Annotated in this window: 17 protein-coding genes and 2 pseudogenes; 8 read left to right on the top strand and 11 right to left on the bottom strand. The window is 41.9% G+C overall.

Annotated features, from left to right (window positions below):
* Nucleotides 1–6 precede the first annotated feature (6 nt).
* Nucleotides 7–1,065, bottom strand: a complete 1,059-nt coding sequence (locus tag K429_RS0127175) for a LacI family DNA-binding transcriptional regulator (protein WP_007213444.1) — start codon at nucleotides 1,063–1,065, stop codon at nucleotides 7–9.
* A gap of 362 nt (nucleotides 1,066–1,427) precedes the next feature.
* Here K429_RS0127175 and K429_RS0127170 point away from each other — a divergent pair, with 362 nt between their 5' ends.
* The 8 genes and pseudogenes from K429_RS0127170 to K429_RS0127135 all read left to right on the top strand — a co-directional run bounded on the left by K429_RS0127170 (nucleotide 1,428) and on the right by K429_RS0127135 (nucleotide 8,146).
* Nucleotides 1,428–2,453 (top strand): sugar kinase, encoded by a 1,026-nt coding sequence (locus K429_RS0127170; RefSeq protein ID WP_022210192.1) that lies wholly within the window; start codon nucleotides 1,428–1,430, stop codon nucleotides 2,451–2,453.
* 43 nt (nucleotides 2,454–2,496) lie between these two features.
* A pseudogene (locus tag K429_RS29190) lies at nucleotides 2,497–2,865 on the top strand (four helix bundle protein).
* 82 nt (nucleotides 2,866–2,947) lie between these two features.
* Nucleotides 2,948–3,616 (top strand): bifunctional 4-hydroxy-2-oxoglutarate aldolase/2-dehydro-3-deoxy-phosphogluconate aldolase, encoded by a 669-nt coding sequence (locus K429_RS0127160; protein WP_029328823.1) that lies wholly within the window; start codon nucleotides 2,948–2,950, stop codon nucleotides 3,614–3,616.
* A gap of 98 nt (nucleotides 3,617–3,714) precedes the next feature.
* A pseudogene (locus K429_RS29185) lies at nucleotides 3,715–4,486 on the top strand (cytochrome-c peroxidase); the annotation flags it as partial.
* Between the two features lie 515 nt (nucleotides 4,487–5,001).
* Nucleotides 5,002–5,424 (top strand): nucleotidyltransferase substrate binding protein, encoded by a 423-nt coding sequence (locus K429_RS0127150; RefSeq protein WP_029328822.1) that lies wholly within the window; start codon nucleotides 5,002–5,004, stop codon nucleotides 5,422–5,424.
* Nucleotides 5,417–5,737 (top strand): nucleotidyltransferase family protein, encoded by a 321-nt coding sequence (locus K429_RS0127145; protein ID WP_029328821.1) that lies wholly within the window; start codon nucleotides 5,417–5,419, stop codon nucleotides 5,735–5,737. Before K429_RS0127150 ends, K429_RS0127145 begins: the two co-directional genes overlap by 8 nt.
* 151 nt (nucleotides 5,738–5,888) lie before the next feature.
* A complete protein-coding gene (locus K429_RS0127140) occupies nucleotides 5,889–7,058 on the top strand; it encodes a glycosyltransferase family 2 protein (RefSeq protein ID WP_029328820.1) in 1,170 nt (389 codons plus the stop codon).
* 44 nt (nucleotides 7,059–7,102) lie between these two features.
* Nucleotides 7,103–8,146 (top strand): glycosyltransferase family 2 protein, encoded by a 1,044-nt coding sequence (locus K429_RS0127135; protein ID WP_029328819.1) that lies wholly within the window; start codon nucleotides 7,103–7,105, stop codon nucleotides 8,144–8,146.
* Between the two features lie 58 nt (nucleotides 8,147–8,204).
* Here the strand turns inward: K429_RS0127135 and K429_RS29180 are convergent, their stop codons facing one another.
* From K429_RS29180 to K429_RS0127080, 10 genes are all read right to left on the bottom strand, one after another.
* The gene (locus K429_RS29180; protein ID WP_044097189.1) at nucleotides 8,205–8,648 is read right to left on the bottom strand and encodes an N-acetylmuramoyl-L-alanine amidase; all 444 of its coding nucleotides are present in this window, start codon (nucleotides 8,646–8,648) and stop codon (nucleotides 8,205–8,207) included.
* Nucleotides 8,645–8,740: a smalltalk protein gene (locus K429_RS30525; protein WP_149950328.1), complete on the bottom strand. Its 96-nt coding sequence runs from the start codon at nucleotides 8,738–8,740 to the stop codon at nucleotides 8,645–8,647. The genes K429_RS29180 and K429_RS30525 overlap by 4 nt, the downstream gene beginning before the upstream one ends.
* A gap of 53 nt (nucleotides 8,741–8,793) precedes the next feature.
* A complete protein-coding gene (locus K429_RS0127120) occupies nucleotides 8,794–9,312 on the bottom strand; it encodes a DNA-binding protein (RefSeq protein ID WP_029328817.1) in 519 nt (172 codons plus the stop codon).
* A gap of 236 nt (nucleotides 9,313–9,548) precedes the next feature.
* The gene (locus tag K429_RS0127110) at nucleotides 9,549–9,794 is read right to left on the bottom strand and encodes a DUF4248 domain-containing protein (RefSeq protein WP_029328815.1); all 246 of its coding nucleotides are present in this window, start codon (nucleotides 9,792–9,794) and stop codon (nucleotides 9,549–9,551) included.
* Nucleotides 9,795–9,859: 65 nt separating this feature from the next.
* Nucleotides 9,860–11,674: a bifunctional DNA primase/helicase gene (locus K429_RS0127105; protein WP_029328814.1), complete on the bottom strand. Its 1,815-nt coding sequence runs from the start codon at nucleotides 11,672–11,674 to the stop codon at nucleotides 9,860–9,862.
* A 143-nt stretch (nucleotides 11,675–11,817) separates the two neighbouring features.
* Nucleotides 11,818–12,849, bottom strand: a complete 1,032-nt coding sequence (locus tag K429_RS0127100; protein ID WP_231501918.1) for a DUF4373 domain-containing protein — start codon at nucleotides 12,847–12,849, stop codon at nucleotides 11,818–11,820.
* A 686-nt stretch (nucleotides 12,850–13,535) separates the two neighbouring features.
* On the bottom strand, nucleotides 13,536–14,408 hold the full coding sequence (locus K429_RS0127095; protein ID WP_029328812.1) for a glycosyltransferase family 2 protein: 873 nt from the start codon (nucleotides 14,406–14,408) through the stop codon (nucleotides 13,536–13,538).
* A 2-nt stretch (nucleotides 14,409–14,410) separates the two neighbouring features.
* Nucleotides 14,411–15,190, bottom strand: a complete 780-nt coding sequence (locus tag K429_RS0127090) for a class I SAM-dependent methyltransferase (RefSeq protein WP_029328811.1) — start codon at nucleotides 15,188–15,190, stop codon at nucleotides 14,411–14,413.
* Between the two features lie 7 nt (nucleotides 15,191–15,197).
* Nucleotides 15,198–16,163 carry a glycosyltransferase gene (locus K429_RS0127085; RefSeq protein ID WP_029328810.1) on the bottom strand — a complete coding sequence of 322 codons (966 nt, stop codon included), beginning with the start codon at nucleotides 16,161–16,163 and terminating at the stop codon, nucleotides 15,198–15,200.
* A complete protein-coding gene (locus K429_RS0127080) occupies nucleotides 16,160–17,617 on the bottom strand; it encodes a lipopolysaccharide biosynthesis protein (RefSeq protein WP_029328809.1) in 1,458 nt (485 codons plus the stop codon). The genes K429_RS0127085 and K429_RS0127080 overlap by 4 nt, the downstream gene beginning before the upstream one ends.
* Nucleotide 17,618 lies beyond the last annotated feature (1 nt).

The following is a 17,618-nucleotide window of genomic DNA, read 5'->3' as shown; positions in this document are numbered from 1 at the left end:
ACTTTATTATTTATTTGAATAAAATTCAATATTCTCTTTCGTAAGCAAGTCTATCGGCATAAAGTTTTCTCTTGGTACTTCCTTTTTGAAGATCAGGTAGTCGCACAATGCTTTGATACCATCGAACCCTTGCAATTCAGGCTGTTGGGCGATGAGAAAGGATACACTGCCTTCCATCAGGCATTTCACGTTGCGTTCCAGCAAGTCATATCCCATCAGTTTAAAGTCTGTTTTTTGTTGCTTCAATAAATATTCTCCGACAATGTAAACTTTCGAATTGAAAGTGATGCCATTCTTTACGTTCGGATGTTTTCTGAAAAAATCGTTCAGCATCTGTGCGTCATCACTGTCTCGCTTGGCGTGCAGGTTCAGTTCCCAGATGCGGCAATCGGAGTGATGCTTCAGCATGTATTCACGAAATCCGATTTCCCGGCGCTCTTGCTGGTTAGAACCTACAATACCTTCGTTTATCTTGCGGAAAATTACGATTTCCCGTTCCCCGCCTGCAAGCAACATCATCATTCGTGCGGCAAAATATCCACTCTGGTGCGAATTCTGTCCGAAAAAGGAGAGGGCAGGCTGATCTTTCAGATTAGAGTCTATATATATATAAGGTATAGAACGTTTGTTCAGTTCCTCTGTGAACGGTTTCGTATATTGCGGTACGGTAGGGGCGAACATAATCCCGTCCGGTTTCTGTTCCAGGATATTCCGGGCAACATCTCCGAATGAATGATAATCGAACGGATCGTAATAGGAGAGGTTCACGGAGATATTGAAGTCCGAATACGCTACCAGTGCGTCTTGGATACCGGCTTCTACGGCAGTCCAATATTCGCCTTTCTCATGTTGCGGCAGCAGGCAGGAGAATGTATATTTCTTGTTCGATGCCAGTGCGCTGGCGTACATATTGGGTTGGTAATCCAGCTGTTTCAGAATTTCCTCCACCCGTTTCCGGCTGGCTTCCGATACTCCGCTGCGTCCGTGTATCACCCGGTCTACTGTTCCCACCGATACATCCGCCATTTTGGCGATATCTTTAATGCGTATTCTTTCAGACCCCATATCAATTTATAATTTGACAATTTACAAAGTACAATTTATTGTGTGCATCAGATTTTGTACATTTCCCTCCTTTTTTATGTTTTCAAGGGGATTATTCAGCCCGTTTGTACATCGTAAATGGTAAATTGTACTTTTTGTTGTGTCCGCACACAATAATAATCTTAATATTTTCGACACAAATATATGACAATTTTTGTAATTACGAAAATTGTTGTATCTTTGTGCTCGCACACGAAGGCTATGAAGAACGAACCTTGTTTTAGTTTACTCTCCATAGTATCAAGTTGTTAAGGTGGTTTTTGACCTTAAAATGACAAATTGAAAGTTATAAATTAATCACATATTAAAAAAATAATAAGATTATGGGAAAGAAAGTCGTTACATTAGGCGAGATCATGTTGAGATTGTCCACTCCGGGAAATACCCGTTTTGTTCAGTCTGATTCATTTGACGTAGTATATGGTGGTGGTGAAGCAAATGTAGCTGTCAGCTGTGCCAACTATGGACATGACGCTTACTTTGTGACTAAATTGCCGAAACACGAAATCGGTCAATCAGCTGTGAACGCACTGCGCAAATATGGTGTAAAAACAGATTTCATTGCCCGTGGTGGCGACCGCGTAGGTATCTACTATCTTGAAACAGGTGCTTCTATGCGTCCCAGCAAAGTAATCTATGACCGTGCACATTCTGCCATTGCTGAAGCAGATGCAGCTGACTTCGATTTTGATGCAATCATGGAAGGTGCCGATTGGTTCCACTGGTCCGGTATCACTCCCGCTATCTCCGATAAGGCTGCCGAGCTGACAAAATTGGCTTGCGAAGCTGCAAAACGTCATGGCGTTACGGTATCGGTTGACCTCAACTTCCGTAAGAAACTCTGGACGAAAGAAAAAGCACAATCCATCATGAAGCCGTTGATGCAGTTTGTTGATGTTTGTATCGGTAACGAAGAAGATGCAGAGCTTTGTCTGGGCTTCAAACCCGACGCTGATGTAGAAGGTGGAAAGACTGATGCTGAAGGCTACAAGGGCATCTTCAAGGCAATGGCTAAAGAATTCGGATTCAAATATGTTATTTCTACTTTGCGTGAATCATTCTCTGCAAGTCATAATGGCTGGAAGGCAATGATTTATAACGGTGAAGAATTCTACGAATCTAAACGTTACGATATCAATCCGATCGTCGACCGTGTAGGTGGTGGTGACTCTTTTTCCGGTGGTATCATCCACGGTCTGCTGACGAAGCCTAACCAGGGTGCGGCTCTTGAATTTGCCGTAGCTGCTTCTGCTTTGAAGCATACTATCAATGGAGACTTCAATCTGGTATCGGTAGAAGAAGTTGAAGCATTGGCAGGTGGAGATGCAAGCGGACGTGTACAGAGATAAATTCATGTACAATTTACCATTTACAATGTACAAATAGCGGCAAATGACGAGAGAGGAGATGAAAAACCGCTTAAAGGTATTTGCGGTACGAGTTATAAAGTTGGTAGATAAACGTCCTAATACTCCGGCAGGAAGAGCTATCGGAAACTAAGTAGTTCGTTCAGGAACTTCTCCCGGAGCAAACTATAGAGCCGCTTGCATTGGAAAGTCTGATAAGGATTTTCTGAATAAATTGAAAATGGTAGAAGAAGAACTTGATGAAACTGCATATTGGTTGGAGTTGATAATGGAACTTGAACTTGTGAAACCCGAATTGCTGCAAGATTTGCATCATGAAAATAAGGAACTGGTTAGCATAATTGTAAAGTCTATAATCACTATGCGCAATAAGCAGAATATAGAAATAAAGTAATAAAGTAATAATAACAGATGTCTCTGTATAATGTCCGCATGGTTAAATTGTACATTGTACATTGTAAATTGTAAATCATAAGATGGCTAAGTTTGATAAAATAGCAGTATTGAATAAGATCGGCTCTACCGGAATGGTGCCCGTCTTCTATCATAAAGATGCAGAAGTTGCAAAAAAAGTAGTGAAAGCGTGTTATGAAGGTGGTGTTCGTGCCTTCGAATTTACTAACCGTGGTGACTTTGCTCACGAAGTGTTTGCAGAAGTTGTGAAATTTGCAGCGAAAGAATGTCCGGAGATGGCTATGGGCGTAGGTTCTATCGTTGATTCAGCTACGGCTGCCCTTTACTTGCAATTGGGTGCTAATTTCGTTGTAGGCCCGTTGTTCAACCCTGAAATCGCTAAGATTTGTAACCGTCGCCTGGTTGCTTATACTCCGGGATGCGGAAGCGTTTCAGAAGTGGGCTTCGCACAAGAGGCAGGATGCGATCTTTGCAAGATCTTCCCGGGTGATGTGCTTGGCGCAAAACTGGTAAAAGGCTTGTTGGCTCCGATGCCATGGTCTAAGCTGATGGTGACCGGTGGGGTAGAACCTACTCAGGAAAACCTGACTTCATGGATCAAAGCCGGTGTGTTCTGTGTGGGTATGGGATCTAAACTCTTCCCGAATGATAAAGTTGCTGCGGAAGACTGGACTTATGTAACAGAAAAATGTAAAGAAGCTCTGGCTTATATCGCAGAAGCTAGAAAATAAGATATTTCATTTTGTTTAAAGGTGTTTAAAGGGGACAACCATTGGAGTTGGCAGATCGTGCCACTCCAGTGGTTTGTTTTTTATATCTTGTACTGATGTATGTCCCATCGCTTCATTATGATGCAAAGGAAGAAACTTATGTGGGCGGGCTCTTTTGGGATGGCCGCTCTCCTTCATTGAAACATCAGGCAGGTGAGCCTTTTCTATGCGTCCTATTATCCTGAATTGGTATACATTTATGGTGAAACGTCCGATATTAATTCAATTTATGCTCATATAACAGATGCTCTAGCTGCTTATCAGCAGTCCGAGGAAGTAAACTCCTTTTCTTCTAAATATGATGCTTGGATGCAGGGTAAAGCTATTTTTACTGAGGCAGAGTTGCACGGGATGAATTTGTTTGGAAATAAGGGCATGTGTGCTGAATGTCATATATTGAATAAAGATGAATATGCCAGACGTGTTCTTTTCACAGATCATACTTATGATAATCTTGGCATTCCTCGTAATCCTGGGAATCCTCACTTTCATGTGCCTGCCGATTATTTTCTTTTGACTTCGGATAGTGTAGATCTGGGATTAGGTGCTATTGTGAATAAGGAAGAAGAAAACGGTAAATTTCGCGTACCTACTTTGCGTAACATTGCTTTGACTGCTCCTTATGGACATAATGGCTATTTCCAAACTCTTGAAGAGATTGTGCATTTTTATAATGTACGTGATGTAAGCGATGAGTTTCCTCCGGCTGAGTGTCCTGCTACGGTCAATCGTGACGAGTTAGGCAATCTTGGTTTAACCCCGAAAGAGGAAGCTGATCTTATTGCATTTATGAAAACGTTAACAGATGATTTTAAATCCGTCCAGAAGTAGTTTATACTGTGAATAATGGCGGATAAGTTTAAAATAATGTTATAAAACATACTTTTTTTTGTGCTACTGTTTGCGCACACGGGAAATCTTCCTATCTTTGTATCGCAGTTGGGAAACTGCTCATGATTTTGACTTTTAAATAAATTAGTTTTGTAGTTTTCAATAAAGGAATTAGTTAGGTAAAAAGATTCGTTAATAGTTTTTTCATAGGCTAAAATTTGGATTTAGAAATTAGGTAATTAGGTATATAAAGGTAAAAGAGAAAGTTTGTTTTTATAGGTAATTAGAAGTTTGATTTTTGGGTAAAAAGAAGATTGATTTTTAGGTAACAATGATGCAGTTTAAAAAGAAAAGCCTCTATGGCTTTTCTTACAGAGGCGAGAGGTTCGTGAGAGCTTGCTCGTTTTTTTGTTATATACTTCTCTTTCTATAACTTTTGTTCGGTTTTTATTTCTTTTTTGTATCTTTGTTGCAATTGTATTCAAATGAATACTTTAAAGCAAAGATAGGCAAGTATGGAAGAAATAAGCAGTCAAGATATACGTTGGAAACAGCGTTTTCAGAATTACGAGAAGGCATTCAAACGTTTATCTCGTGCCATAGAAGTTGTAAAATCCGCTCCTGATGATGATTTGTTGCAATCCGGGCTCGTTCAGACCTATGAGTACACATTTGAACTGGCATGGAAAACATTGAAGGATTATCTCACGTTAGAAGGTTTTGAGGTGCGTTCCCCCCGTGAAACGATTCGTCAAGGCTTCCAGAGTGGATATATCATGAATGGAGAAGATTGGTTGCAGGCATTGGCCGACCGTAATCTGACCACTCATATTTATGATGATGAAATTATTATTCGGGTACTGAATGATATCTTTGAGCGTTATTTTTTTCTGCTTCAAGACTTTTATGTTTCTTTTAAAGAAAAAGCAGATGAATAAGATTCTGTGGCAACAATATGGATTGAGTGAAATAAACGGGAAGCGAATCATTGATGTTCTTTCTCGTTTTTCAGAGGTGCAAGAAGCTGTTTTGTTCGGTTCTCGCGCCAAGGGCAATTATAATCGTGGATCAGATATTGACATTGCTGTAAAAGGAACCATTTCAAAAGATGTGCTGTCGGCATTGCTTGTTGCTTTCGATGAAACAGTTCTGCCTTATTTTGTAGATATAGTGGTTTATGGACATATCAAAAATTTGGCATTGAAAGAGCATATTGATAGAATTGGAATTTGCATTTATTCAGTGCTATGAAAATGAAATCAGACGATATGTATGTCGCATGAGAGCCTGCAAGTTTTTTATGTTCCATTACGAAAATGGGATATTTTCTTTTTTTAAGAAATGGTGATTATTTCAGCCATTTTTTGTATATTTGTGCCATTATCTACATAAAGTTTTAATTTTGGAACAGGTACTGCTTATACTCGATTGGATCTTATACGTATTGTTTGCAATAAACGTATTGTATTTATTAGTTTATAGTTTGGCATCGCTCCGGTGTAAGCCTGATAAGGCAGTATCTGCGAAAGAATGCAAACGATTTGCTTTATTGATAGCGGCATATAGAGAAGACGCTGTTATTATGGATACTGTACAAGCTTGTTTGGCGCAGAATTATCCAAGTAATAAGTATGATGTGGTTGTAATTTCAGATCATATGCAGTCTTCAACGAATGAGAAATTGCGTGCATTGCCTATTAAGTTACTTCAAGTGGATTTTGAAAAAAGTACGAATACTAAATCTCTGAAAACTGCTCTTGAATATCTAGGGGAGAATTCATATGATGTTGCTTTGATTATCGATGCAGACAATATTATTAACTCTTCGTATCTTTCTGAGGTAAATAATGCGTTTGCAGATCCGAAAGTGCAAGTTGTACAGACCCATCGTGTAGCAAAGAATTTGAATACGGATATGGCTTATTTGGATGCCATTAGTGAGGAAATAAATAATTCAATATTCCGTCTGGGGCATGTCAATTTAGGAATGTCAGCAGCCCTGATAGGTTCCGGTATGGCTTTTGAGTATTCTTTGTTCTATAAAGCGATGATGAGTAATACTTCAGTCGGAGGCTTCGACAGAGTTCTGGAAATGAAATTGCTTTATCATCGTATTTTCTTTCATTACTTGCCAGATACCTATGTGCTGGATGAAAAAATACAGAAGACTAAGAATTTCTATCAACAGAGAAGGCGTTGGTTGTCTGCGCAATACTATAGCTTCGGTGAGTTTGTTCATCATTTGCTTCCAGCTATCCGTGAACGGAAATGGGATTTTTGTGATAAGTTATTTCAGCAAGCTTCGTTCTCACGGGTCTTATTGTTAGGCTTTACTTTTATTTTTTCTGTGTGTTTTTCAATATGGTTTCCGATGTTAGCGTGTAAGTGGTGGGTGATATTCGGATTGTTGTTATTGGCATTAGTGGTAGCTATCCCTCGTCGTTTCTGGAAATGGCGCTTGGTTAGAGCAGTATGTTTTGTTCCCTATTCGTTTCTATTGATGTTTTTTAATTTATTTCGGTTGAAAGAGGCTAATAAGAGATTCATTCATACAACACATGGAGTGGAGTGATTTTATCTTTCTACTTTATAACATTGAGTAAGATATAAAATGCTATGTATAAAGTAACTTTGGGAATTCCTATTTATAATGGAAGAAATTTATTAGAGCGTTCATTATTGTCTGCACTCAATCAAACGTATCCATATATTGAATATTTATTTATTGATGATAAGGGAGATAGTATGGACATCGTTCATCGGATTGTTGCGGAACACGAACGAGCTGAGTCTGTTCGGATTATTGATCAAGGATATAATCGTGGTACAGGTGCTGCTCGAAATGCAATTATCGAAAATGCAACTGGGGATTATTTATTTACGATGGATTGTGATGACGTAATTACTACGGATTGTATCGAAATACTCTGCAATAAGATGCAGGAACATCCTGTTGATTTTGTAGCGGCCTCTTTTCTTCGAAGAGATTTGGCTGGAACGATAACCCCAGGATGCTCATACCCCGATATAATAATTGAAGGTGGAGAAAATCCTGTCGCAGAATACCGTTATGGGCAAGGTAAGGAGATATTTGTCGCTATTTGGAATAAATTATATAAGGTGGACTTTTTGCGTCAAAATCACGTTCAATGTATATCATATCATTTGAATGAAGATCCTTGGTTTACATATCAAGTAATGATGTATGCCCGTTCTTGTCAGCTGATATCTGTTTGTACACTTTATTATACTATAAATCCAGTTTCGATAACAGGACTGATTGCTACCGAAGGATATTCTGAACGTACTGCTCGGCAGTATGTGGAGATCGAGAAGTTAAAGGCTGAACTCGTTTCTTTGTATGCAGCAAAATCCTTTTATATAGGGGCGTTAGTTGATATTATTTGGATGGGTACTTATTTCGCTTATAGAGTGCTTGCTTCTAAACAGTTGGCTAAAGATATAAAGAGAGAATTTGCTACGTCTCTATTGCGACGTAAATTTGTTTTTCCGGAAAAGTACTCAATAAATAGAATGTTTATTAAGTATCTCATGCTCTATGTTTTTTGGGGATTGCCTGTATGTTTAAAGTATCATCTACTTTTTTTTGCTGTTTGGGCTAATTTGAAAAATAGGATACGACGTTGGGTTCATTTTTAACCGTTGAAGAATTCTATTTTTGTCAGTAAATACTAAGGCTGAAAATGAAAAGAGAGGTTCACCACCTCTCTTTTTCTACCTTAAAGCACGGACATTCTTTCGTCCACTCCATCGGCTCCACCTCCCCATTTCCATTCACATCCGGACTCAAATCCCGATGTCCCACCACTTTTGCTTCCGGATAATCCATCTTCAGGGCTCGCACCAACACTCGCAATGAATGCCGTTGCCATTCCGTCCGTGTATCCTTTGCTATCCCATGGCAGTCCAAGCCGCCCTCATAGCAAATTCCGATACTATGGGCATTGTAGCCCTTCGCGTGGGCACCGACCCTCTCGACCGGGCGTGTGGATCGGATATCGCCGTTGCGGCGGACGTAGAAATGATAGCCTGCGCCATCAAAACCACGGCGGCGGTGAGCGGTATCCAGGTCGCGCTCGGTAAAGGGGCGGTCCTCGCGAGTGGCGCTGCAATGGATCACAATTAGATCAATTCTTCTCACAGATTCATCGCGTTTGCGCTAAAAGCGCCTATTACGGCTGAAGCCACTGCGATGATTAATTTCAGGATCTTGTCCCAAGTCGTTTTTTTCATATTGATAAGTGAATTAGTGATTAGTGATTAGTGATTAGCGGGCTGTGCAACCTTTATCCCAACGGATTTTCATCCAGGCCTCCGTCTCCGCCTTCTCCGCTGCCACCGGAAGAGGAACCGCCGCCGTTGCCGGACGAGCTGCCATCTTCCGATACCAGTTCGAAGACGATGTTGTTCGGTCCACCTTTTGTAGTGGCGATGCTGTCGTTTGCCAGTCGTAGGGTGTTGGCCACCTTGAAGCGGATGTTGACACGTTTGATATTCTTCACTGTACAATCCTTGGCCGCATCGGTGGCAAGGCATTTGAAGGTGGTGTGGAAAATCCCGAAGCCGTCCAGGCGGACGCTGTTACCGTCAGTCATTGTTTGGCGCATCTGACGCACGATGGCCTTGCCTACATGTACCACGTCCTCGGCCGACATTCCGCCCAGGGCTTCGATGTCCTGTGCGATACGTTCAAGATCGAACATTTTCGCGTCTTTCGGTTTACGTTTCAGAGTGTAAACCATGGGAGATGTTTTATCTCCGATTTTCTTGTGGCGCTGTGTGCGCACTACTAATGCATTTGCCATAATTTTACAAATAATTTAGAGTGAATAAATGGTGAATTATTTCATAACCTTTCCGATAGTAAGGAAGACACCTTTCTTCCGGTTTGGTTCAACAAAGATAGAGCATGCCATCAGTGTGTATGGAGGTTCGGAGAGTTTCGTGGAGGTTTACGGAGGAAAAAAGAGCTTTTCGGAGGATAAACGTTGGGAAATGCGGGCAGACGGTGCGAAACAGTGTGAAAAAGGGAAAGGGAGCCCTAAGGCTCCCCTAAAACATTGACGATCAAACGTACTTGGGCAGGTGTGTAGCACCTGTCGGTGCGGCTCAGTCCTGTTTCCTGCAGGCGCTGCTCCAGCCCGGGAGCTTTTCGTATCCACGTGTTGAAGCGGTTGACGGCTGTCTGCTGAGCTACTCCGCGAATGTAGCACATGGCCAATTCGCCTTTCCCGTAGCTGCGTATCACAAAGCAGACTTCTAAAATGGAATCATCAGTTTTTTGCATATTCAATAATGAATGTTTTGTTGTTTATATTGGATGCTTTTAATTGTATGTAAATGTACTGAAAATTAGTCAAATAAGCAACCTTGTCCCGAAGTATTTTCAAGCCAATTTTCATTGTCGAATACCGTGTTTATCGGTCCCGGTTTGTCACCGTCCGGTCCGTGCACAATGGCTTCTTCGCAGGGCCAGTAGCGTCCGTTGATGCGGTTGTAGACGAATTTGGCGTTGGTGTGGGCACTGCCCAAATGCTTGAACCGGACTTTGTCAATGTGGATGGTAACGATTTCCTTATCGTCGTTGCGATCTACGATAAGACAGTAGTCGGCCATGTTACCGAAGTTGGCGGAACCGTTAATGTCGTTCATCTCTGCACGCCGCCGTTCGCCGTTGGTGGTGTTACGGTTCACCTTGCGCGGATGCGCCACGAGGATAATGAGGCACTTGTGTTGCTGGGCGAATCGGCTCAGCTTGTTCAGCAGCGAGGTGATGTATTGCAGTTCCGTTTGTCCCGGTTCCAGTTGCTGGTCGATGCGGTTTAGCGGATCTATGACAAAGATGCGCATCCCGCGGCGACGTACCAGTTGGCGGGCTTTCTCAAGGATGCAGTCCACGGTGTAGCTTCCTGTGTCCGGTAAGATGTGCGTCACGTTGTCCGTCAGCCAGCGCACCACCCGGTTGTAGAGGGTTTCCGTCATACCCGCTCCGGGGCGGAAGGGATGCCCGGTCAGCTTTTCGGAGAGCTTGGCCAGATGGTATTCCATGGGCATGTTTTCGGGACTGAAGTAGCCGATTTTCCACCCGTGCCTCAAGCAGAGGCGCAGGACGAGTTCGTCGATGAATTCTGACTTTCCATCTCCGGGAAAGCCGCTCGTTACCACGAAACGTCCGGTTTCGAAAGTGCAGTTCTCGTCCAGATTGTCCCAGCCCGTTTCAGCGCCCCGTTGAAGGCCGTTTTCGAAGAGCGTGCGGAAGGCATCTTGGCGGTCTTCGGCGGTGAAGACGCCTTCCAGCGGGATTTCTTCGGCCTGCGCCAAGGTGATGAGCAGGCTTTCGGCTCCGTAGCGGATGAGATGCTCGTTGGCATCCTTGCATTCCGGCCCGAAGTGTACCAGGCGGCAGCGTTCGGCTCCGAGGCGCCGCACGAGTTCCCGTTGCAGCAGCCGGCCGGAGTTGTCCTCGTCTGTGGCGATGTAGATGAGTTGCTTCGGCTCGAAGTGTGTATCCACAAAGCGGTCCATCCAGGTGAGGTTGTTCTGCGCGCCGGCGGGCACGGAGATCACGTCCTTTCGTCCGGCGCTCATGAAGGCGGCGGTGTCGAATTCGCCCTCGGTGATGATGCATTCCGGAGTGTCCAGTATGGCGTCAATGTTGTAGGGGATCAGCTCAGCGCCCTTCACCATCATGAAGTGCTTGCGGCCGCTGCGGTACTTGGTGTTGATGAGCGTGCCATTTTCGAAATAGTTGAAGCAGAGGCAGTTTTCCAGTTCGTGGCTTTCGGGCAGCATGATGCATTCTTCAGTGATGCGCAGTTCGGCCAGCAGATGTTGCGCCAAGCAGCGTTCCTGTGTCCAGTATCGTTCCAGGTTCTCGCTGAGTTTTGTCTTGGCGGCGTCGAAGACGGGGCGGCGGAAGTGGGAGGGGAGCTTGCTGGTACGGTTGTATTTTTCTTTTAACTGTTGCCGTTCCCGCTCTTCGGCATCATCGGGCACGTAGAACTTGTGACCGCAGTGATGGCAGTAGCATAAGCCCTTGTCCAGATCGATGGAGAACGATTTGTTGCCTTTGTGTCCGCGGGTGGCGTTGCACTCCGGACAGATGGTTTTGATTTTGCCGCTGGTACGACCGTGGGTGTCGATTCCGTACTTATGAAAATTTCTCATTGTTTGTTGGATTGTTGAAAATTATTTTTGGAAAGTCATTTGTGAAGTCGTTTGGAAATGCCACACTTCAGTATCCCAAATGCCGCACTTCGTGGGGGCAAACGCCACACTTGGATGAGCGTGATCTGTGGCATTTGCTTTGTTCAGCTGTGGCATTTGCTTTGTTCAACTGTGGCGTTTGCCCCCACGAAGTGCGGCATTTGCGAACTCCATGAGTGTGTGGATTCATTCCAGAAAGCGGTGGCGTCCGGTCGGGGAGGGGCATTATCGGGAATAGTGCAGCCCAGATAGGTGCGTCGGCCGTCAATGCGCTGTTCGTAGCGGTAGGGGTCGGGCGGGGCGGCGGATTTCTGCTTGGCGTCAAGTGCCAGTAGGGTTGCGTACAGGGCTTGCGAAGTGCGTTGTCCGCCTTTGGTATAGTTTGCGAAATAGCGGCGCGCATCGCTTTCATTCAGCAAGTCGTGCCATTTGTCGTAGACTTCGACATGTTGTTTGAAACAATCCACAGCCACCTTGATGTGGCGCATCAGTAGTGCACCGTAGCCGCTGTGCATGCAGGTTGCTTCGAGCCAGGGCGTTTTTTCGACCAGTCCGTCCACCAATTCCCGCCAGGGACGTATGGGATACAGCGGTGCTTGCGGCCGACCGAAGTCGTCGCAGACGGTAAGCGTAGTCGGAGAATTGTTGGCATCATTATCAGCATCAGCAGTAGTTTCTTTTTCTTTTGCTGCTGCTGTTATTATATCTTTTATATTCTCTTTAAATACTTTGCAGACTATTTCTTCAACGGTGCTGTCTTTTAGCGTGTTACCTTGATTTTTGACCTGGTTTTCCGGATTCAGCTCTGACGTTTTTTGCCGAATTTCATCATTTTTTGCATCGGAACCGACGTTTTCTCCAGCATTTTTTGCCGTTTCTTTTTCCTTCTTCTTCACCGGATTCAGTTCTTCGGGGCTGAAAAAGCCGTCTTCTTCAAGATTGAAAAGTTGGAATTCGGAGATGATTTTCTTCAGGTAACTGAGCGGCATCTTTTTGCTCTTGCAGTAAGGGCGCAGATATTCCAGTTTTGCTCTGGGGGCAGGTAGTATGGAGAGTTTCTCGATGATGATCCAGTAGGCTCCGGTTCCTCTGGGGCCTTCCTTGTCGAACAGATCTTGCATTCGTGGGTCGTGCATGGCCATGAGCGGGTGTTGCAGGTAAAAATTTCTTTTCATTACAATTGCTTTAAATTTGATTAATTACTTGTGGGAAAATGTTGCGTAAGGCGGAGTAGCCTGTTGTGGCGGCGACGGCGTTTTTTCGTAGCGTTTTCTCTTGACGGCGTCAAAGGTAAGCATAGCCCAAAGATTCTGGATGTACGGTCTGTCCACTGCTTGTCCGTGTCAGAATAGCTTCCGGACAAGGTTTAGTGGGCCTGGACCGTACATTAGAAATGAATGGTTACTCATTGTTAAAATTAAGGTTTATTATGAATTGGGGGAGCCCTGACACCGAAGAGAGCATTACGATAATTACATGCAATCATCTGGCCGTCATTTTTTTAGCTTCTTTTTGCTCGGGGCCTGGCTGTATCTGTGAGTGACCTCGCGAATGTGTCCCAGCGCTAGTTTCAGGCGTACGCTGATATTGCCTTTGCCTTCAAGCAGATCCTTCACGCCTTGGGCGAAAAGCTCCAGTACGATAAATTCCAGTTTTACATGGTTTGTTTCGATCAGAACGTTGAAGATTTCTACATGATCTCCGTTAGTAACGGATAGCTCAAATGTTTTTTTTCATGATTTTTGTATTAATAAAATAAATGGCGGCAAAGGTAGAAATACCCGGAGAGGGAGTCTGGCAATTTTTGGGATATAATTGGTGTTTACTGTTTTGATGAAAGAAATCCGCGGAAGGTGCCCCGGATAACGGCCGCTGCCAATCGAAATTTACCGTGTAGCAGATATACCATTGCCTTTTTAGGCGCGGCAATGAGAGAAATGTATAGGCAGGACAGGATCTTTTCGCCGCCCGGTATGTTTCGACGGGCGTACAGGATGCGGGCGCGTGAGAGATAGAATTCTCTTAAGGGGGTTCCTTTCTTGGCAGTCATGCTTTCCTTGTGGTAGACTACGGCTTCGGGTTCGTACCATAATTTATACCCGGCCCGGTGTAGCTGTGCCGACCAGTCAAATTCTTCATAAAACAGAAAGTAGATTTCTGTCATTGTGCCTGCTTGTTGCAGGGCGTCACGACGCACCATCATGGCGGCGCCATGCAGGGAGGCGGTTTCGCATGCTATCCGATAGCTGGGCTGGTCTTTTTCGTTGAAGCCGATGGCGGCATTGCGTAGTGTGATGCGTGAGAATGGGGTAAAGCCGGCGTATTGTAGTGTGTCGGGTGCGTAGCTGTATTTTAGCATGGGCGATACACCGCCGTTTTGGGGGTCTGTTTCCAGCCGGTGGATCAACGTTTCCAGTATCGGTTCTTTGATAATCGTGTCATTATTGAGGAAAAACAGATAGTTGCCTTCAGCTACTGTCAGTCCGGCGTTGTTGCCTCCGGCAAACCCGGTATTGGTGTTTTGTACGACTTTTACTTCGGGGTGGCGCAGCTTGATTTCATCGGCCTCGGGCATGCGGGAGCCGTTGTCCACTACAATGATTTCATAGGGGTGGGTTTCGTGCTTGCGGAATGAGGCGATCATTTCGCAGGTGTCGGCAAGGCCGTTGTAGTTGACGGTGATGATGGAGACCATATTTATAAATTTTCAATTTTCTTTAGTTGCTTATACTCTTCCAATGTGAGCAACTTTTTGTGAGGTGCTAATTTACGCATTTCATATTTAATGAGATACCATATTCCTTTCATTAATTTCCTAAACTCTTTCAAAGTATTGCTGCGTGGAAAAATCTTCTCTACCATTTCCTTGGTCCATGGTTGGATGAAAAAAGAACGATAGTATTCTTCTGTTGGATTGACAATGAAATCAATATCGTTTTCCCATTCGTAGCGATTGACTGCTAATTGCGGCTCAGATAGTTGAAGAATTTTATAGGTTAAAGATTGATATGGAAGATAGTTGAGAAACAACATTCCGTAATCATGCATATAGTGGGGCATTTGAGATTTCTCAAAGAGTATTAGCTTTCCATCTATTGACAATATCGCCCATTTATGCGATTTTTTTGGAAAAAGAAATTCTCCTAATAAACTTGGAGTTTCTATATATCCGCGTTTAGCAACACGGCAATGTTCTTTTATAAATTGCGTCGGATTTTCTGCATGTTCAAGAACCTGGTTACAAATGATATAGTCAAATTCTTTGTCTTTAAAAGGAAGATGCTCTCCATCTGCATTTACAAATACTTGATGCGGATATATTTTTATATCTCCGCTTCGATGGTAATTATCATTGATAAACTTTTCAACAATAACATTAGCTCGATGGGATGGATTATGTCCGGAGCCAACTTCAACAACTTTATCACTCCTGCGAATTTTTAAATCATACCTTGTATGTGGTATACGTTTTCTCATTTTTTATTTATTTAATATTATTATTAGTTCGATTTTTCATCCAATATACAATCCAATTTCTAAATGTAATGTATTTAGATAACTTTAATCGATGGAAACGGCAAATAGTTTCTATTTTTTCCCAAAAAGCCATTTTATGTCCTGCCCAGATAACAGCATTTAAATTCTGTACTAAATATTTATTGATAACTGCTGTCCATTCCGGATGTGACTGTGTTAAACCATATATCTGTGTACAAACTGTAGTATAGCCTTCAATATTTCGCATTCCAAAACGCTGAGTCATTATGGAATTATTTCGTATTCTTCTTTTAAAGAAAGTTTCTGAAATGTACCGTGCTCGCTCTGCATGTAAATAAATTTGTATGGAGAAAAAGTGATCTTCGTGGATAATACCTGGAGGGAAACATTTGAAAAAGCTATTTAGGAAAAGGCGATTAACCAAACATAGGCAAACAGAACTTAGAAATAGTTTATTATCAAGTTCGTAATTCAGCAAATCTATTCCTTTTTGTACTGATTCTTCTATGCGGCCTTTTCTGTTATAATTAGGAATATTACTATTATCCAAAGATTCATAAATGGGTTCTGCATCAAAAAAAATAAAATCTAAATTATCTTTTTCACATATATTATAACAACATTGTAGAGCCTTTGTGTCTAATAGGTCATCACTATCCATAAAATATAGATATTTGCCGGTAGCATATTTCATGGCTTGATTACGTGCAACTGATAGTCCTTGATTAGGTTGTGTATGAGATTGTATACGAGAATCTAACGCTTCGTATTCCTTGATGATATTTATACTATCATCTGTTGAACCGTCATTAAGGAGAATGATTTCTATCTCCTTTAGGCTTTGGTTACGTATACTATTTATAGTATCATGCAAATAAGCAGCAGTATTGTATATCGGTATAATGACAGATACTTTAGGCTGTGAAAGATATTGTTGAATATTCTTGCTCATCTTTTTTTTATTTTTAATGTAATCTTTTTAACCTTAGAAATGATATCATATTCTTTTGTATATTGAATATATATTCCCCAAACAATAATACTAAAAACAGTTTTGAAAATCAATGATATAACTATATTCCATTGTTCTGAAAATAAAGATATCAAATATAATATGCTACCGATAATAGCGCTCACAATAATAGGAGATAATAGCTGTTTGTAGAAAAAAAGAATTTTGCGATGTAACATGCAACTATATAATTGCCAATAACATTGAATGAAATTTATACAAAAAGAAATAAAGATGCACCAAGCTATTGCTTCTAATGAACTGAAATAGAATATACCAATTATAATGCTGCTTACACTTACTATAGCAGAAAATGTGCCACTTATGAATAACCCACGGGTATCATTTCCAGCTTGATAAAATGAACCTGATGAAGATAGAATTAGTTGGATTCCAACAGTAAGAGATAGTATCTTGAAAATAGGAATAGAAGGTATCCATTGCTTCCCGAACACACATAATACTAATTCTTGAGCACTGAAAAAAAGTAATATTCCAAGTGGAAATCCAATGAAAGCCAATAAGCGTGTAATGCGTTCATGAGAATAAGCCAATTTTTTCATATCATTTTGATAGTCACTCAGAATAGGATGCATTACAGGAGTGATAACATACGTTATATTCTGCAAAGGTAGCATCATTAAGCGATAAGATTTTTCATAATATCCTAATGGGGTCATCCCCATATATTTACCGATAAGGAGTTTGTCTAAGTTGCGGGTAAAGTAATTGACAACATTGAATAGAAACTGATATATAGAATAATTCCAGATTTTCTTTACACTTTCTATGCCTACTGTCCATTGAATTTTTTGAGGATATTTTTTTAATGAAACTCCCAAAATAAGGGCACTAGATAAAATTGGTTGTATAGTTAATGTATATAGGCCAGCTCCTAGTAGAGCAGCAATGATAGAAAGTATTCCAACTGAAAACTGAATGAAAAAAGTTCGGTAGGCTATAAATTTAAAGTTCTTGTTTTTATAAAATAAGGTATTTGGAACAATGGAAACAGCAGAAAAAAACAGACTGATTGATAGCAGATGACATATATGAATGAGTTGGTTATCTCTGTAATATGAGGCAATACCCCATGCAGAGAAAAAGAATAAGATACTTAGAATGATACCCAACCATATGGTAAACATATAGATATTGTTTATATCTTTGGGGGTTAGTCTTTTATTCTGAATAATTGCAGAGGAAAAGCCTATGTTGGTAAATATGTTGAAGAAATTGATAATAACTGTTGCAATAGCCATCACACCAAAGTCGTCTGGGCGTAATAAACGAGCTAAAACAGCCATTACTATCAGAGAGATAATAATACCTGAATATTTGGCGATTGCTGTGTAAAAAACGCCGGAGAGCATTTGTTGCTTTATACTTGTCATT

Source organism: Bacteroides sp. 14(A) (assembly GCF_000526555.1).
GTDB lineage: Bacteria > Bacteroidota > Bacteroidia > Bacteroidales > Bacteroidaceae > Bacteroides > Bacteroides cellulosilyticus.
This window is presented reverse-complemented; position numbering and strand designations above follow the sequence as displayed.

Bases quoted from the DNA above. Each gene is read 5' to 3' on its own strand.
- K429_RS0127175 (WP_007213444.1), bottom strand. From the start codon at position 1,065: ATGGGGTCTGAAAGAATACGCATTAAAGATATCGCCAAAATGGCGGAT.
- K429_RS0127170 (WP_022210192.1), top strand. From the start codon at position 1,428: ATGGGAAAGAAAGTCGTTACATTAGGCGAGATCATGTTGAGATTGTCC.
- K429_RS0127160 (WP_029328823.1), top strand. From the start codon at position 2,948: ATGGCTAAGTTTGATAAAATAGCAGTATTGAATAAGATCGGCTCTACC.
- K429_RS0127150 (WP_029328822.1), top strand. From the start codon at position 5,002: ATGGAAGAAATAAGCAGTCAAGATATACGTTGGAAACAGCGTTTTCAG.
- K429_RS0127145 (WP_029328821.1), top strand. From the start codon at position 5,417: ATGAATAAGATTCTGTGGCAACAATATGGATTGAGTGAAATAAACGGG.
- K429_RS0127135 (WP_029328819.1), top strand. From the start codon at position 7,103: ATGTATAAAGTAACTTTGGGAATTCCTATTTATAATGGAAGAAATTTA.
- K429_RS30525 (WP_149950328.1), bottom strand. From the start codon at position 8,740: ATGAAAAAAACGACTTGGGACAAGATCCTGAAATTAATCATCGCAGTG.
- K429_RS0127120 (WP_029328817.1), bottom strand. From the start codon at position 9,312: ATGGCAAATGCATTAGTAGTGCGCACACAGCGCCACAAGAAAATCGGA.
- K429_RS0127110 (WP_029328815.1), bottom strand. From the start codon at position 9,794: ATGCAAAAAACTGATGATTCCATTTTAGAAGTCTGCTTTGTGATACGC.
- K429_RS0127105 (WP_029328814.1), bottom strand. From the start codon at position 11,674: ATGAGAAATTTTCATAAGTACGGAATCGACACCCACGGTCGTACCAGC.
- K429_RS0127100 (WP_231501918.1), bottom strand. From the start codon at position 12,849: ATGCACGACCCACGAATGCAAGATCTGTTCGACAAGGAAGGCCCCAGA.
- K429_RS0127095 (WP_029328812.1), bottom strand. From the start codon at position 14,408: ATGGTCTCCATCATCACCGTCAACTACAACGGCCTTGCCGACACCTGC.
- K429_RS0127090 (WP_029328811.1), bottom strand. From the start codon at position 15,190: ATGAGAAAACGTATACCACATACAAGGTATGATTTAAAAATTCGCAGG.
- K429_RS0127085 (WP_029328810.1), bottom strand. From the start codon at position 16,163: ATGAGCAAGAATATTCAACAATATCTTTCACAGCCTAAAGTATCTGTC.
- K429_RS0127080 (WP_029328809.1), bottom strand. From the start codon at position 17,617: ATGACAAGTATAAAGCAACAAATGCTCTCCGGCGTTTTTTACACAGCA.